Annotated in this window: 13 protein-coding genes and 4 pseudogenes; 5 read left to right on the top strand and 12 right to left on the bottom strand. The window is 65.1% G+C overall.

Annotated features, from left to right (window positions below):
• Nucleotides 1-721: 721 nt before the first annotated feature.
• The 3 genes from OYT95_RS39435 to OYT95_RS39425 are packed head-to-tail and all read left to right on the top strand — an operon-like array spanning nucleotide 722 to nucleotide 4352.
• A complete protein-coding gene (locus tag OYT95_RS39435; RefSeq protein ID WP_268793001.1) occupies nucleotides 722-3343 on the top strand; it encodes a sensor histidine kinase in 2622 nt (873 codons plus the stop codon).
• Entirely contained in the window at nucleotides 3340-3738 is a 399-nt protein-coding gene (locus OYT95_RS39430) for a roadblock/LC7 domain-containing protein (RefSeq protein ID WP_268793000.1), read from the top strand. Before OYT95_RS39435 ends, OYT95_RS39430 begins: the two co-directional genes overlap by 4 nt.
• The gene (locus tag OYT95_RS39425) at nucleotides 3735-4352 is read left to right on the top strand and encodes a GTP-binding protein (protein ID WP_442972599.1); all 618 of its coding nucleotides are present in this window, start codon (nucleotides 3735-3737) and stop codon (nucleotides 4350-4352) included. Before OYT95_RS39430 ends, OYT95_RS39425 begins: the two co-directional genes overlap by 4 nt.
• Nucleotides 4353-4542: 190 nt before the next feature.
• Here the strand turns inward: OYT95_RS39425 and OYT95_RS39420 are convergent, their stop codons facing one another.
• From OYT95_RS39420 to OYT95_RS39400, 5 genes and pseudogenes are all read right to left on the bottom strand, one after another.
• Nucleotides 4543-5277, bottom strand: a complete 735-nt coding sequence (locus OYT95_RS39420) for an alpha/beta fold hydrolase (protein ID WP_268792998.1) — start codon at nucleotides 5275-5277, stop codon at nucleotides 4543-4545.
• Nucleotides 5278-5303: 26 nt separating this feature from the next.
• Nucleotides 5304-6320, bottom strand: coding sequence for an MFS transporter (locus tag OYT95_RS39415; RefSeq protein WP_268792997.1), 1017 nt, complete (start codon nucleotides 6318-6320; stop codon nucleotides 5304-5306).
• Nucleotides 6321-6728: a hypothetical protein gene (locus OYT95_RS39410; RefSeq protein WP_268792996.1), complete on the bottom strand. Its 408-nt coding sequence runs from the start codon at nucleotides 6726-6728 to the stop codon at nucleotides 6321-6323.
• Nucleotides 6729-7117: 389 nt separating this feature from the next.
• Nucleotides 7118-7267: a hypothetical protein gene (locus tag OYT95_RS39405; protein ID WP_268792995.1), complete on the bottom strand. Its 150-nt coding sequence runs from the start codon at nucleotides 7265-7267 to the stop codon at nucleotides 7118-7120.
• Nucleotides 7268-7322: 55 nt separating this feature from the next.
• Nucleotides 7323-7439: pseudogene (locus tag OYT95_RS39400) on the bottom strand (N-formylglutamate amidohydrolase); the annotation flags it as partial.
• Nucleotides 7440-7458: 19 nt separating this feature from the next.
• Between OYT95_RS39400 and OYT95_RS39395 the strand changes: the two are divergent.
• A pseudogene (locus OYT95_RS39395) lies at nucleotides 7459-7770 on the top strand (maleylacetate reductase); the annotation flags it as partial.
• Here OYT95_RS39395 and OYT95_RS39390 read toward each other — a convergent pair.
• The 6 genes and pseudogenes from OYT95_RS39390 to OYT95_RS39370 form a co-directional block, all read right to left on the bottom strand.
• A pseudogene (locus OYT95_RS39390) lies at nucleotides 7766-7882 on the bottom strand (6-chlorohydroxyquinol-1,2-dioxygenase); the annotation flags it as partial. The pseudogenes OYT95_RS39395 and OYT95_RS39390 overlap by 5 nt on opposite strands.
• A 15-nt stretch (nucleotides 7883-7897) precedes the next feature.
• Nucleotides 7898-8170, bottom strand: a complete 273-nt coding sequence (locus OYT95_RS44885; protein WP_442972598.1) for a DUF3263 domain-containing protein — start codon at nucleotides 8168-8170, stop codon at nucleotides 7898-7900.
• Between the two features lie 54 nt (nucleotides 8171-8224).
• Nucleotides 8225-8617: a tautomerase family protein gene (locus OYT95_RS39385; protein ID WP_268792994.1), complete on the bottom strand. Its 393-nt coding sequence runs from the start codon at nucleotides 8615-8617 to the stop codon at nucleotides 8225-8227.
• Nucleotides 8618-8743: 126 nt separating this feature from the next.
• Nucleotides 8744-10254: pseudogene (locus tag OYT95_RS39380) on the bottom strand (CoA-acylating methylmalonate-semialdehyde dehydrogenase).
• A gap of 64 nt (nucleotides 10255-10318) precedes the next feature.
• Nucleotides 10319-10666, bottom strand: coding sequence for a cupin domain-containing protein (locus tag OYT95_RS39375; RefSeq protein WP_268792992.1), 348 nt, complete (start codon nucleotides 10664-10666; stop codon nucleotides 10319-10321).
• A gap of 34 nt (nucleotides 10667-10700) precedes the next feature.
• The gene (locus tag OYT95_RS39370; protein ID WP_268792991.1) at nucleotides 10701-12110 is read right to left on the bottom strand and encodes an NAD(P)/FAD-dependent oxidoreductase; all 1410 of its coding nucleotides are present in this window, start codon (nucleotides 12108-12110) and stop codon (nucleotides 10701-10703) included.
• Nucleotides 12111-12241: 131 nt separating this feature from the next.
• On the opposite strand from OYT95_RS39370, the gene OYT95_RS39365 reads away from it, so the two are divergent.
• Nucleotides 12242-13714 carry a PucR family transcriptional regulator gene (locus tag OYT95_RS39365; protein ID WP_268792990.1) on the top strand — a complete coding sequence of 491 codons (1473 nt, stop codon included), beginning with the start codon at nucleotides 12242-12244 and terminating at the stop codon, nucleotides 13712-13714.
• 70 nt (nucleotides 13715-13784) lie between these two features.
• Here the strand turns inward: OYT95_RS39365 and OYT95_RS39360 are convergent, their stop codons facing one another.
• Nucleotides 13785-15215, bottom strand: coding sequence for an amino acid permease (locus OYT95_RS39360; RefSeq protein ID WP_268792989.1), 1431 nt, complete (start codon nucleotides 15213-15215; stop codon nucleotides 13785-13787).
• Nucleotides 15216-15891 lie beyond the last annotated feature (676 nt).

The raw sequence follows: 15891 nt of genomic DNA, 5'->3' as shown, positions 1-15891 counted from the left end.
TACCCGTGGCGCAAAGCGCGTCGTCGTCAGAGCCGATAGAGCAAGTCCAGCAACCGAACTGGGTGCAACAGTGCCGCATGGACAGTGAGCACCTCAAACGGCTGCAAGTCCTGACCTCGGATGACTGCTGGATAGTCGACTTCGCGATACGGTGGGCGCCCTTCGGCGGATCCGGTCCGGGTGAATTGATGGTCAACCACGGCGTCACCCGGGATCGATTCATTGTCTTGTTGCAGGCAGCGCTGGCACCGAAGCCGCAGGATCCGAGCATGATCAGGGCGCACAAGCGCAGGCTGAGCGCTGTACTCGTCGAAGCGTGGCGACCGGAGCGGCGCGACGGTGGGCACCGGCCGCTAGGCCGTCAGCACGCAGCACGCCGGACCCCGGATGCCCTCCACCCGGTAGATGTGGGATGACCGACACCTCAATGGTGCAGGTAACAGATGATGACTACCTCAGTGCCCTGGGCGCGGGTGGCAAATGGCACCGCGAACCCACGAGCAGCCCTCTGCGCTCCACCGCCTGAGCTCGGTGCTACGAATCTTCTCGAACAGCGATGTAGCGACCCGCTCAGGAGGCCGATCCGCGGTCGGCCTCGCGCCTGCCCACCACCATGCGGCCCGTCGTGGCGGCGAGGCCAGTTCGGACGCAGTTGGTTCGCACCTCGGCGCTCATCGGCGTTCTTTCGCTGTCCGAGCCCACCCGATCCGAGAGGCGCCCGATGAGTCGCACACCCGCCGCTGTCGGTTTCCGGCGACCCCGCGGGATATGGTCGGCGCGGGGTGTTGCAGGCTGGCCGCTGCGCTGGAAGATGGCGGTCGTACTGACCGTTCCCCTCACGGTCGCGGCAGGACTCGGCTTTCTTCGCGTACAACAAAGCCTCACGGCGGCAGCGGACTTCACCACGGTCTCCGAAAGGGCGCAGATCCTCCCGCTTCTCGTCGAGCTTGACGGGCACGCGGCCGTTGTGATGGGAACGTTGGCGCTACGCACCATTTCGACATCGATGATCGACAACCTCGACGCCTCAATTGTGGACGTGGAGAACGCGAATACCGCAAATACAGTCGACGAGGGCGCAGCATCCGACGTTGCGACCGCCCTCTCCGGTGCGCGTGCCTTGAGCGCACAGGCCAAGCGGGGACCGACATCAACAGAGGCACTCACCGCGCAACTCGCATCCATCAGATCTGCCCTGTCGAGCGCGGTGGGCGCGATCACAGCGCCGATCGCCGACCCCGAGGTGGTCGTCGAGACCGTGCGCCTCGAGGGTTTATGGGCGGCCCAGAAGTTGGTCTCGGCCCAAGGCCTGTCAGTTGTCGCCTCGACGGCAATTCTCACCGGCGAATCCGGTGCGAATCTCGAAGCTGAGTCCGTCAACCTTCTGGCCAACCTCCGAACCGAGTCCGCACTGCTCGACCAGGTCGCACAACGGTACCCGCCCGGAGACCCAACCATGACGACGCTCCGAAACGGTGTGAATGACCGCACCGCATTGCTGCCGGAGGTCGCTCACCGCGAGAGCGCCGACCGGGCACTGGCCGATCTGAAGAACTCGCTGATCGCGAGCGCCGACGACTATTCCAACGCAATCGCCACGGCGTCCGCCGATCTGAAGGATGCAGTGGTAGCCAAGTCGGCGGCGTTGCGGACCCAGGCTTGGCGAGACACCGGGGTTGTCACGGCGTTGCTGCTCGCGGCGATTCTGCTCGCCGTGGTGGTGGCACGATCCCTGCTGCAGCCCTTACGGAGACTGCGGCGTGGCGCTCTCCGAGTGGCTCACGCAGACCTGCCGGACGCGGTCGGACGACTCAAGTCCGGTGCGGACGCCTCCACCCTCGAATTCGACCCCATCGACGTGCACACCCACGAAGAGATCGGCCAACTTGCCCGTGCCGTCGATGACATTCACAGCCAGGCCCTGCTGCTCGCCGGCGAGCAGGCACAGCTGAGGCTGCAGATGAACAACGTCTTCGAAACCCTCGCCCGGCGCAGCAGATCACTGATCGATCTGCAACTGGAGATGATCGAACAACTCGAGTTCGAAGAACGCGACCCCAAGCGCCTCGACAACCTCTTCCGACTCGACCACCTCGCCACCCGGATGTGCCGAAACGGCGACAACCTGCTGATCCTGGCGGGCAATGACAATCGCCGCGGCCGCCCGGCGCCCATCCTGCTCGGCGACGCCATGCGCGCGGCTATTTCCGAGGTCGAGGACTATCAGCGCGTCCAGGTCGGCGCGATGCCGCCGGTGACATTGACCGGCACCGCGGGAAGGGATCTCGTGCATGTCCTGGCCGAACTGCTAGACAACTCCCTGCACTTCTCCCCGCCCGACAGCGCAGTGACGACCACCTGCGCGCGCACCATCGACGGCGGCGTGGTCATCGAGATCGCAGACCGAGGAATCGGAATGGCACCGGCCGACCTCCACGAACTCAACGACCGAGTCGCCTCGACACCCGAGGTCACCCCAGACACCGCGCGCCACATGGGTCTGTTCGTCGTCAGCGAACTCAGCAAACGGCACACCATCACCATCACCTTCCGGCCGACGCTCGACCTGGCGCGCAACGCGGGAATTACCGTGTCGGTCCACATCTCCGGTGATGTGCTCACCTCTGAACCCGAGGTTGTCCGGGCCAGCCCCGGCGGCAGACCCCAGACTGCTGGGAAATATGCCGCTCTCACCGCACAGGGTTCCATCGCGCGAATTCCAAAGAAGGGGGTGGTTCCCATCCAGAGGCAACACCCAGGCCAAGTACCGGTATCTCCCGAAGGCGTTGGTGCCAGCGGACCCTCAGTCGGCGCTCTGCCCCAGCGCCGACCGGGAGCAACTGGGATCGCCACCGCCGCTCGACCCCGATCCGTAGCACCTCAGACCAACAGTGACGGTGCTTCAGGACCCGGGCCGCGACATCGTTTGGGAGCCTCACGGACAGCGTCATTCTTCGAGCCGCGGGTCGTTGCCGACGAGACTGAACGGACCCCGATCTTCGCCAGTATCGCTCCGCTGTGGTTGACCGACCCCACCACGGTCGACAACGACGTTCCGCAGGAGTGGGTGACGCGAGCGGATACCGGTTGGTCGGCAGCGCGCCGAGCCGCGCAGCACACGCCCGAGCGGACAACCCTGAACGGCCTGCCGCAACGGATTCCCGGGCAACGCCTCGTCCCCGGCGGTGTCGACGGGACGGACCGCATGTCCAGACACACCCGCACCCCCGAGGCGGTCCGCGCAAATCTCACACGACATCAGAGCGGTGTCCGCGCCGGCCGGATGGACACACCGCGCAATCCCGGACCAGTAGACCCATGGCAACAGGAGGAACCTTCGTGACAAGTGGCGGCACTCTCAACTGGTTGGTGTCCAACTTCGCCCGCGACGTCCCCGGGGTGACGCACGCCGCGCTGGTCTCGGCTGACGGTCTCCTGATGGCCGCGAGCGCGCACCTTCCGCTCGACCGAGCCGAACAACTCGCGGCAGTGACTTCAGGTCTGGCCAGTCTCTCTGCCGGTGTGTCGTCGCTGTTCGACGGCGGCGGCGTCCTGCAGTCGGTGGTGGAGATGCACCACGGCTATCTGTTGTTGATGAGCGTCGGGGACGGTTCCCAGCTTGCTGCCCTGACCACGGCCGAGTGCGACATCAGACAGGTCGGGTACGAAATGGCGGTTCTGGTCGAGCGCGTGGGGTCCGAAATCGACGCCATGCCTCGTTCGGCAGTTCGCTCATGATTCCGTCAGCAACACCTCCGGCCGGCACTCGAGGGTCGCCAAATCCTTTGCCCGACCGGGTCACCTCCGCCAAGATCGTCATCGCCGGAGGCTTCGGTGTCGGGAAGACGACCATGGTCGGGGCGGTGTCCGAGATTGTTCCGTTGCGGACCGAGGCGATGGTCACCGACACGAGTACCGAGGTCGATAGCGTCACGGCAACCCCGCAGAAGGCGACCACCACCGTCGCGATGGACTTCGGGCGACTCACGCTGGCAGACGATCTGATCCTCTATCTCTTCGGCACACCGGGACAGCACCGGTTCTGGTTCATGTGGGACGATCTCGTGCGCGGGGCCATCGGTACGATAGTTCTGATCGACACCCGCCGTCTAGACGACAGCTTCGCGGCCCTCGACTTCTTCGAATCCCGCGGTCTTCCCTTTCTGGTGGCCGTCAACGAGTTCGACAATGCACCGAGGTACCCCCTTGACGACATACGGGCCGCCTTAGCGATTGCCGCCGACGTCCCGATCATCCTTGCCGACGCACGAAATCGTGCGTCGGTCAAGAACGCCCTCCTCGAGATCGCGGCATATGCCCTCGACTCGGCGGACACCGCGGCGGCCCATTGACAAAGTTGTCAGGACGATTGTATCGACCGGCCCGCCTCGATCACCGAACCGCAACTGCGCACGGACTCCGTCGTCGCCGGCATCTCTGGCACGGTGATGATGCGGCGCCGGCACGGAGTTCAGACCCCTTGCGGCTATAGGAACGGTGGCCCCCACGGAGAGACGATTCACAGGTCGCCTAGTTTGTCGATTACCCGGTTACCGCCTCGACAAGTGTGGCGGCGAGAGCTTCTGGCTGGGTCAACTGTGACTCGTGGCTACCGGGGGTGTAGATCAGGGGAGAGCCGGCGGGCAATCTTTCCGGGAACCGTGGTGCCCAGCCGAATTCTCCTGGAGGCAAGGCAAGATCCTCCTTGGAGAGCAGATAGGTGGCGGGCAGTTGCAGTCGTTCCCACTCGTCGAGGTCGAGTGATTCGTTCATGGTGTGGAAGGGCTGACGCTCGAGCAGCGGGTAGAGAACGCGCTGAGTCTCGGGGGATGCGTCTTGCATGAACGCCGCGCAGAACACTTCGAACGGGAACATCACCGAGTTGTCGTCTGAGGCTGCCGCGGAGGCCCGGAACATGTCGCCGTAGGCGGGCGGGCACAGATCGATCAACGACTCACCGCTGTGCGGTACGAACGCACTCCAGTAGACGAGCCGCGAGATGCGGGTCGCGAGTCGGATGGAGGCGCCGGAGACGGGGAAGCCACCCCAGCTGTGTCCGACGAGGACGATATCCGTGAGGTCCCGCTGCTCGACGTAGTCGACCAGGTAATCGACCGTGTCGGTGAGGTGGATGTCGGCCCGTTGGTCCTCGGTGCCGAGTCCGGGGAGGGTCGGCATGTACACGCGATGTCCCTGAGCGCGAAGGTATTCGGCGACCGGCCGCCAGGTCCAGCCGCCGTGACAGGCGCCGTGGACGAGTACGAAGGTTGTGGACATGGTCTCTCCTATAGGGGTGGGTTGAATCAGAGTCGTTCCGGTGTCGCCGACGCCGCAGGCCGTGCATCGAATTCAGCAGCACTCGACAGGCGTGTCCCGGTAGCCGGACGGCTGACGAGCGCAACAGCGAGGCAGCCGAGTGCGGCGAAGGCCGCGAAGGCGTAGAAGTTCCACTCGACGCCGAGCGCGGAGGAGGCGATCCAACCGCCGAGGATCGGCCCGACGATGGCGCCGACCCGGCCGAGTCCGAGTGAAAGTCCCAGGGCGGCAGTCCGCTCGTTCTCCGCGAAATAGGTGGCGACGTAGCCATTGACGAGGATCTGGGTGCCGACGGTGCCGAGCCCGGCGACGGCGACCACGGCCATGGCTGCAGACACCGGCAGTCCTGTTCCCAGCGCGAGGATGGCTACCATGGCGAGCAGGAATGACGTGACGGTCACCGGTTTGCTGCCGAATCGGTCAGCGGCTCTCGAGGCAGCGAGTGCGCCGACGATGGCTCCGAGGTTGAGCACCAGAAGGAAACTCAGCGAGCTACCCAGCGAGTAGCCCGACTGGCGCATGATGTTCGGCAACCAGGTGTTGACCCCGTAGACCAGAAGCAGGCCGCAGAACGAGGCGACGACGAGAAGGAGCAGGGGGATCCGGCGAGGCCCGGTCACCAGCGATGCCATGCTTCCGTTCGGCGTGGTGGCCGACGGTGCAGGGAGGTCGATCCCGAACTTGTCGGCGAGCGCCCGCGCTTCGACGATTCGGCCCTTGCCGACGAGGAATGCCGCGGATTCGGGGAGGTACCGCCATGCCAGGGGCACGATGGTGACCAACGGCAACAGGCCGAGGGCGTACATGATTCGGAAACTGTTCTCCGGGAGCAGAGCCAGCGCTGCGAGGGCGGAGAGCATGCCCCCGACGGAGTAGCCGCTGTACATGAGTGCGTTGTTGAACTGCCGGCGCGACGGCGGTGAGTACTCGACGGTCAGTGCGATGACGGTGGGGACGACACCACCGAGACCGAGACCTCCGAGGAATCGCAGCAGGCCGAACACCTAGGGGTCCCACGTGATCGGCATCGGCAGGTTCACCACGGCGCGAACCGAGATGTGCTCGGCCATGACTCCGAAAGGGTGCGGGTCCCATTCGGCCAGAACCGGTGTGGCGTTGCGGAGAATGTCGTTCCGGAGGCTGTCGTCGGCGAGGTCGTAGCTGTTGCCACCGGACTGTAGGGCGGTGGCGAACCGGAAGAACATCTCCGTCGCCTCCTGCGGGTGACCGCGCAATTGAAGCAGTTTCAGGCGAACTGCGGTCGCGAGCACCGCCCGGTCGGCATGCCGCAGTCCGTGAAATGGGGCTTCGACGACGACCAGCTCGGAGAACAGATCCGGGCGAGCGGTGGCGGATGCCAGCGCAATGTTTCCGCCGGAACTCCATCCGAGCACCTTCGCCGGCTCTCCCACGGCTTGTTCGAGGACGGCGCAGAGATCTCACGAGCATGGATACGGTGATCACGGACGGGCCTGTGCTCGGACTGTCCGTATCCGCGGCGATCGTAGACGGTGACGCGATGGTCGGAGGCCAGGTTGTCGATGACGCCGTCCCACGTGGTCATGTCAGTGGCAGAGCCGTGGACGAGCACCAAGGGTTTGCCGCTTCCGACGGTGCGGTAGTGCAGTCTTGCTCCGGGTAGGTCGATGTTGGGCATTGCGCGTTCCTGTTCTGTGACCCTTTGTGGAGAAATTCGTTCAGCGCCGGGAGTGATTCTGAGCATCCGCCAATCTGGTGGCCGGCATCGCGTCGCCCTGGACCGGATCAATGCGCGACTCGCGCCGCGGAACGAGTACTGCAGTCAGCGCGCCGAGCAGACCCACGATGGCGAAGCCGAGTGCAGATGGCGGACGAGGCTTTCCATCACGACGGCGGCCCGGTCGTCGGCGTCGATGCCCATCCGACCGTTGATAGTGTCGACGGACTCATCCTCGGTGAAGTATTTGGTCATGCCGATCCTCCGTGTGGGGTTGATTCTGGGCGGGTGTCTGCATTTGCGCGCGGGCGGTGTCCGGGTCGACGGCGCCGAGGCGGTACCCGCGCGTGGAGTCGACGGTCGAGAAGATCACTCGCGCCCACTCTGCGAGCTCGGCCGGCGGCAAATACCATGGTCGGCCGTTGCGAACGGTCCATCGGGTGGCTGCCAATCGTGTCGTCGCCCTGGGAGGCGGTTCGACCACGGGTCTCGGCAAGGCGATCGCGGCTCGGACCGGTCTTCCCCAGGTCGCTGTCCCCACTAAGGCGATGGCACATGCCGCCGAGGGGGTATATGCGCGCGATGGGAGCCCAATCTTCACCCTCATGGCACTGGAGGGCCTCGCCGCTCTGCGTGACGCCCTGCGTGAGCTGACGATCGACCCCGCCGACCACGATGCGCGAGATCGCGCCCTCTACGGCGCGTGGTTGTGCGGGACCGTCCTCGGCGGTGTCGGAATGTCCGTCCACCACAAGCTGTGGCCCCGTCACTGTTCTTGTCGTAGGTGGCGATCAGCACCTCTTTCACCCCGAAGACGGCGTCGGACTCGAGGTAACTATCGCCCTCCACGAAGGTGTGGGTCACCAGACGTCGCTCTCGCGGGCATCAGTCGGCAGATCGCGTATTCCGGGATTGTCCGTTACCGGTTCTCGGCTCGTTTCTAGTCGTGGTCGCTAGTCGCTGCATGCACCGGTGTCGAATTCGCAGTATCGTGGATGGGTCGATCGACCGGGCCGCGGGGGTGTCCAGCAAGTGCAGAACCCGGCGGTAGTACTCGTCGAGACTGATGCCGAAGGTTGGTAGTACGTGTTCGTCGCCGCCGTCGTAGGGCGTCCATGTCGCGGCGAATGTGAGGATCTCTGTTTGGTAGCCGATCATGTCGATGTCCGTTCTGGTGGGGCTGCCACTCCCAGCAACTGCTGTGGCCGGCGCTCAGAGGTGTCCTTCCACGAACTGGGCGATACCGTTGCCGAAGGACCAGTCGTCGCGTGTGTTCGCGAGCACCGAGACGATCACATCGGTTGGCGCCAAACCGGTTTCGGTGTGCAAGCGATCAGCGAGTGCTCGATACATGGCCTTCTTCTGGTCCTGGCTGCGGCCCTGTTGGGCCACCTGCACGACCATGATGTCGTCGGTGCGCTCGAACCCCAGCCCGGTGTCCTCGGCGATGATCTGCCCCGGCTTGTGCTCGGAGATGATTTGGTAGCGGTCTCGGTCCGGTGCTGCGAAGTGCTCGAGCATCACGTCCTGAACTACGTCCGCGAGGTGACGAAGCTGTTCAGGTGTACGCCTGTTCTCGATGACGTGGATGTGAACGAGAGGCATGACGTGCTCCTTGATGGTGTGGTGGGTGATCGTGCGCTTGGGGCCTGTGCGGGGTGCGGTCCGAGATCCGCACCCCGCACAGGTGATTGGTGGGCTTTCCGTATACGAAAGCCTCATGGAAGAGGGCTAGTTGTTCTGGGGGAATCCGAGGTTGAGCCGCCGTGGCTGGGGTCGAGCCAGCGGGTGGTGACGACCTTGCCGCGGGTGAAGAAGTGGATGCCTTCGGTGCCGTGGGCGTGGGTGTCGCCGAACAGGGAGTTCTTCCAGCCGCCGAAGCTGCAGTAGGCGGTGGGGACGGGGATGGGGACGTTGATGCCGACCATGCCGACCTCGACCTCGTTCTGGAACCGGCGGGCGGCGCCGCCGTCGTTGGTGAAGATGGCGGTGCCGTTGCCGAACTGGCTGGAGTTCACCAGTTCCAGGGCCTCGTCGTAGGACTCGACCCGGATCACGGACAGGACGGGTCCGAAGATTTCGTCGGTGTACACACTCATGTCGGTGGTGACGTGGTCGATCAGGGTCGGTCCGAGCCAGAACCCGTCCGCACCGCCATTCGCCTGCACGGTCCGCCCGTCCACCACGATCGTGGCCCCGTCCTGTTCGCCGGCGTCGATGTAGGAGGCGACCTTGTCGCGGTGCACCTTCGTCACCAACGGACCCATGTCGGAGTCCCGGGTACCGTCGCCGATCTTCAACGTGTCGGTGCGCTCTTTGATCTTGGCGACCAGTTCGTCGGCGATGTCCCCGACCGCGACCAGCGCGGAGATGGCCATGCAGCGTTCCCCGGCGGAGCCGAAGCCGGCGTTGACCATGGCATCGGCGGCGAGGTCGAGGTCGGCGTCCGGCAGGACGATGGCGTGGTTCTTGGCCCCGCCGAGTGCCTGGACGCGTTTGCCGTGGGCGGTGCCGGTGGCGTACACGTACTGGGCGATGGGGGTGGAGCCGACGAAGCTGATGGCCTTGATGGCGGGGTTGGTGAGCAGTTCGTCGACGGCGGTCTTGTCGCCCTGCAGGACGTTGAACACCCCGGCGGGCAGTCCGGCTTCGGCCCAGAGTTCGGCCATCCAGATCGCGGCGGTCGGGTCCTTCTCGCTGGGCTTGAGGACGACGGTGTTGCCGGCGGCGATGGCGATGGGGAAGAACCACATCGGGACCATGGCGGGGAAGTTGAACGGGGAAATGATCCCGACGGGGCCGACGGGTTGGCGGATGGAGGAGACGTCGATGTTGGTGGAGGCGTTTTCGGTCATGCCGCCCTTGAGCAGGTGGGGCATGCCGCAGGCGAATTCGACGACTTCCTGGCCGCGGGAGACCTCACCGAGTGCGTCGGAGACGACCTTGCCGTGCTCGGCGGTGATGATCTCCGCCAACTCGCCCTTGCGGGCGTTGAGCAGTTCCCGGAACTTGAAGATCACCTGGGTGCGCTTGGCGAGGGAGGTGTCGCGCCAGGCGGGGAACGCGGCCGCGGCGGCGTCGATGACGGCGCGGGCGTCCTCGACGCTGGCCAGGGCCACCTGACCGGTCACGGCACCGGTGGCCGGGTTGGTGACCGGGGCGGTGTTGCCGCTCGTACCGATGAACGGCTTGTTGTCGAACCAGTGTGCGATCGCCCGAAGGGTGCTGTCGTTGTGTGTCATGAAGTGGGGTCCTGTCGAATGAGAAGTAGCTGGTGGTTTCGTCGGGGAAGCGGCACGATCGGCATCAGAAGATGGTGTATGCCTTGCGGACGATTTCGGTGACGTCCCAGCGTCCGGACCATCCCGGGGGCAGGACCACGAAGTCGCCGGCCGAGATCTCGACCTTGGTTCCGGTCTCGTCGTCGGTGAGTGTGGCTTTGCCTTCGAGGATGTAGCAGGTTTCGGTGTTGGGTCGGTCGACGACACGCCAGCCGCCGGGCCGACATTCCCAGATTCCGATCTGGGCGTCGGTGCCGCCGTCGACGGGTAGGGTGCGCAGCTGCGGGTCGCCGCTGTCGGCGCCGGGCCGTTGCCCGGCGGGGGTCAGCTCACCGTTCACGACGGTGGAGGGCAGGTGGATCAGTGAAGCCATGTTCGATATCTCCAGGAATCGGTCGACGGGGATCTCAGTGCGCGCCGGTGAGCTTTTCCAGCAGCGCGGACACCTTGGACGGTTTGTTGGTGACCCGTTCTTCGAGGTCCGCGGTCGCGGCGGCGCGCAGTCCGGCGTTGACCCCGAACCATCGGAAGGGTTCGACTTCCCATTTGGGGGAGTGGTGGTTGACCACAGGAAGTGAGTTCAGGTCGTCGCGTTTGTCGAGGATGAGGTTGCGCAGGATGCGGCCGGCGAGGTTGCTGGTGGCGACCCCATCGCCGACATACGGTCCGGCCCAAGCCATCTTGTTGTTCTGGTCGTAGCCAACCGAGGGGAACCAGTCGCGCGGGACACCGAGTGGGCCGCCCCACCGGTGGGTGATCGGTACGTCCTTCAGTGTCGGGAAGAACTCGTGCATCGTGTCGATGATCTTCTCGTGAATCTTCTCGTCGACGTCGAACGACGGGTGGACCTTGGACCGGAAGTGGTACGGCGCCCCGCGCCCGCCGAAGACGAGGCGGCCGTCGTTGGTTGGGTGGGCGTAGATCCGCAGGTTCCGCATGTCGTTGAACGCGGTTCGGCCGTCGAGGCAGAGTTCTCGACGGACCTCGTCCGGCAGCGGGGCGGTCGCGACGACGAGCGAGTACAGCGGCGCCACATTGCGCCGGTATTCGGGGAATTCGGGGGTGAAGGCCTCGGTGGCGCGGATGACGACGGATGCGGTGACCGACCCGTGCTGCGTCCAGACGATGCCCTTGCCGATCTCGTCGACCGCGGTGTCCTCATATATGACCCCACCGCGCTCCTCGACCCAGCCGGCGAGACCGCGCACCAGCTTGTCCGGGTGCAGCAGGGCGCAGTGCTCGGTGTAGATACCGCCGAGCACACCGGCTGCGTTGACCTTCTCGCGCGCGGCGTCGGCATCGAGCAACTGCCACTGCCCGTGGGTGCCGAACTTCTCGGCGCCATCGACGGTCGCCTTCGCCCGCGCCCATTGCGCCTGGCTGCGGGCGAGGGAGACGAATCCGTCGCGGGAGTATTCGCAGTCGATCTTCTCGGCCGCGACGACGTCGCCGATCTCGCTGACCGTTTCGTTCATCGCCGCCTGCAGATCGAGAGCGGCGCGATGCGAGTACAGCTGTTCGACGCGGCCGAGCGACACCGGGAAGATCGACGACGCCCACCCACCGTTGCGTCCCGAGGCGCCGAAGCCGGCGTATTCCCGTTCGAGCAGAACTACTTTCAGCATCGGGTCGGCCTGCAGCAGATAGTAGGCCGCCCACAGTCCGGTGAACCCGGCACCGACGATCGCCACGTCGGCGGTGATGTTGCCGGGCAGCGCGGGCCGCCGGGATGCGTGCTCTCGGTCTTCGCGCCACAGGGGTGTACCGTCTGCGGCACCTGACACGCCGCGCTCCGCGCGGGCGTTACTGACCACCATTTACAGCCTCCAGCCGTTCGTTCGTTCGTGCGTCGAAGTCCAGTGTCGTGTCAGCGTGTGAGCCCCGACATACTCCGGATTCACAGACATATAACTGGCGGCTGTACTTTTGTATGAGGAGGTGAAGGCCGATGATCTCCGTCGATCAGCTGGCCGCGATCCCGTCGCTCGGCCTGCGATATCTCGCCGGTGAGAGCGGCGGCGCGCGACTGGTCACCTGGGCGCACGCGTGTGACCTGCCCGATCCGTGGTTGTGGTTCGAACACGGTGACCTCGTCATGACCACCGGCGGCGGGCTGCCGGGCGGCGACACGGAGCAGTCCGAGTGGATGGCGCACCTGATCGACAGCCAGGTCAGCGCCCTGGTGATCGCCCGCGGCCCCGGCACCCCGGATGTCATGCCGGCACTGCTCGAAGTCGCCGAAAGCCGCGGATTCCCCGTGCTCTCGGCAAGTTTCGACCTGCAATTCGTCGCGCTCGCGCGCACCGTCATCGAAAGTGCCGTCGAATCCGAACGACAGCGCCTGTCCACCATCACCCGCCTGTACGACGTGTACTGGCAGGCCCTACACGCACGCGGCACCTTCGGGGACCGGATCTCCGCGCTCGAAGGGACCACCGGATGGGCTCTCGAGGTCCGCGATCACGGTGCCGGCGGCGAGGTCATTGTCAGCGGACGCCTGGCTCTCGGCCAGCGGAGCAGCCACGCGAATCCCGTGGCAGACCGCGTCGAAATTCCGATCCCGGGGGCAGGAGAAGTCGTGCTGTCGGCCAGTCCCGGCCGGGTCCCCGTCAACGACCGCCCGCTCCTGCAGCACCTCGGGGGCCTGATTGCCCTCGAACTCGAACATGATGCCGCTCAACGCGACCGACTTCGTGCGTCCGGGACGGACTTGCTCGTCGGCCTTCTCGACGAAACCATCACCTTCGCCGCTGTGTGGCCCGAACTGCGCCACCGCGGCATGTCCAATGGGGTGGTCGTCGCATGCTGGAGCACCCCGAACGCCGACCCACTCCATCACGAGACCATCCACCTGCAGGTCTGTCTGCAGCAGTACGCACCGCTGCTGCTGCCGCGCGCGGCGATACTCATCGCGGTGGTGCCCCGCGATCTCGACCTGCTGGCGGCGATCAGCGCCAAGCTCGCTCCGGACTGTGCGGTCGGGGTCAGCAGCACTCTGACCGCCAATTCGAGTGTCGCCGAGGCGGCCCGGCAGGCACAGCTTGCTGTGGCCCGTGCTCATGAGCAGGACCAGACAGTCAATGTGTACGGCGAAGACATCGACGACGTCGGTTTTCTGCCCCGCAGCATGGAAGACACCCGCAGGTTGGTCCGCACCACCCTCGGCCCGCTCATCGCCCATGACAAGAGCAACGAGGGCGAGCTGGTGACCTCGGTGCGCGTGTTCCTCCGGAACGACGGCGCGTGGCAGAAGAGCGCCGACGAGTTGAAGATCCACCGGCAGACCCTCGTCTACCGGCTGCGCCGCGTCGAACAACTCACCGGCTTGAAGCCGACCTCCACCGAAGGCTCGGCGATGTTCTGGCTCGCCCTGTCCGGTGCCGAGCGAGCGAAACTCGATCTCGACGAGTTGATCGACTGAGCGGAACACGAGATGGGCTGGTCCGTCACGGACCAACCCATCTGGTGTTCATCAGGTGCTCCCTCGAAGTTCAGGAGTTGATGCTCTCCGTGGCCACCGCGTCAGGTCCGCTGTCGTCGGCGGCCGGTGCCACATGGGAGGAGGCGCGGGTCTTCTTCTTGATGAAGTAGACGATCGTCAGTACCACCCACACCGCGATTCCCTGCATCAGCTCGATCCGATTGGCTTCCCGGAAACCCATGCTGACCAGTACCGCGACGATGGCCACCGTCACCAGGATCGGCAGGCCGGGGTAGAGCCACATCCGGAACTCGAGGGAGCCGGGGTTCTCCTTCTCCCACCGTCGACGCAGGCGCAGCTCGGAGATGCAGATCATGAAGTACACGAACAGGAACACCGCACCGGAGGCGTTGATCAGGAACAGGAACACCGTGTCCGGGAAGATTGCCGCAAGGACCACGCATCCGTAGCCGATGACGGTGCAGGACAGGATGCCCTTGACCGGAACGCCACGCCTGTTGGTCGAGGTCATCCAGGCCGGTGCGTCGCCGCGTCCGCCCATGACGAACAGCAATCGGGAGGAGGTGTAGAGGCCGGAGTTGAGGACCGACAGCACCGCCACCAGGATCACGAGGTTGAGCAGGTCCGCGGTGCCGGGGATTCCGATCCGGTCCAGGGCGGCGACGAACGGGGACTCGCCCGGTACCACCGAATCCCAGGGCACGATCACCGCGATCAGGAACGTGGAGATGACGAAGAACGCGAGGATGCGGAAGACGACGGAGTTGACGGCCTTGCGGATCGACTTGGCCGGTTCCGCCGACTCGGCGGCGGCGATGGTGACGACCTCGACACCGGTCATCGAGAAGATCACCACGACCACGCCGATGAACAGGGTGGCCAGCCCGTTCGGGAGGAGCCCGCCATGGTCGGTGAGGTTGGAGAAGTCGATGCTCGCGCCGGGCCAGAGCCCGAAGACGAACAGTGCGGCGACCGCAATGAAAGCGACGATAGCGACCACCTTGATGCTCGCGAACCAGTACTCGGCCTCACCGAACGCGCCCACCGAGAGCAGGTTGACCGCGGTCATGATGACCATGAGGGCAGCCGCGATCACCCACACCGGCAGCGACGGAATCCATTTGTTGATCATCTGACCGCCGACGACGGCCTCGAATCCGACGACGATGACCCAGAAGTACCAATACAGCCACCCGGTGGAAAAGCCTGCCCACTCACCCCACGCCATTCGGGCGTAGTCGGTAAAGGAACCGGAACATGGTTTGGCTGCGGCCATTTCGCCGAGCATCCGCATCACCAGCAGCACGATCAGCCCCGTGATGCCGTAGGTGACAAAGGCGAGCGGGCCGGCCTGGTTGATGATCGCACTCGACCCGACGAACAGGCCGGCACCGATGACCCCGCCGAGCGAGAGCATTGTCAGGTGCCGCTGTTTAAGGCCGGGTTTGAGCTGATGGGCCCCGTTCGGAGTCGTACCCATGGCATTCCCTTCATCAGGTGCCCGCGCCCGTCACTTCGCGGGGCGGGCGGGATCGAGCTTGTGATGGGAGTCACCCTGCTTGCCCGCGGCCGTCCCCGCCATGCGCCAACGGAACAACGCAGAGGTGGGACCTTCATACATTTTGATGAACCGCTGTCGGGTTTCGGCCCTGACCTGGTCGTCTGGCGCGAGCGCAGCTTCGATGGCTAGCCCGCGAGGTCGTGAACGTTGTGTTTCCTACAGCTTCCGCGGGCGCCGAGCTGGGGCTATCCGGTCCCGGTGATCAGCCCACCGTGCGTGGTAGCGATGGACCGGAGCATGGCGATCGTGGTCCGAACACGCGCAAGGCGTCGAAGGTCTCGTGGAACGATCAGTCAGTACTTCCGTAACACGTGACATCTTCGGCCAGAATCCGCTCCAGTCTCGGGTTGGGGTCGCCGATATGGAGGGGGAGTGCCGCGACACCGAGCCCGGCTGCGGTAGCCAGCCGTTGGCCGGTGATGTTGTTGGTCTGGATCTGGGTGCGGTGACAGGGGAGGACTTCGTCGAAGATGCGAAGTGCGGGGACGTCGAGGAGAGAGTCGACCTAAACGATCAACGCGTGCTCGTGCAGATCGACCCATCATAGAGACTTCCACCGTCGTCAAACGTCGGCACCAACAGCATTACCACCCAA

Source organism: Rhodococcus sp. JS3073, assembly GCF_026810085.1.
GTDB lineage: Bacteria > Actinomycetota > Actinomycetes > Mycobacteriales > Mycobacteriaceae > Rhodococcus_F > Rhodococcus_F wratislaviensis.
The sequence above is the reverse complement of the archived record's forward strand: the minus strand, read 5'-3'. Positions and strand labels throughout refer to the sequence as shown.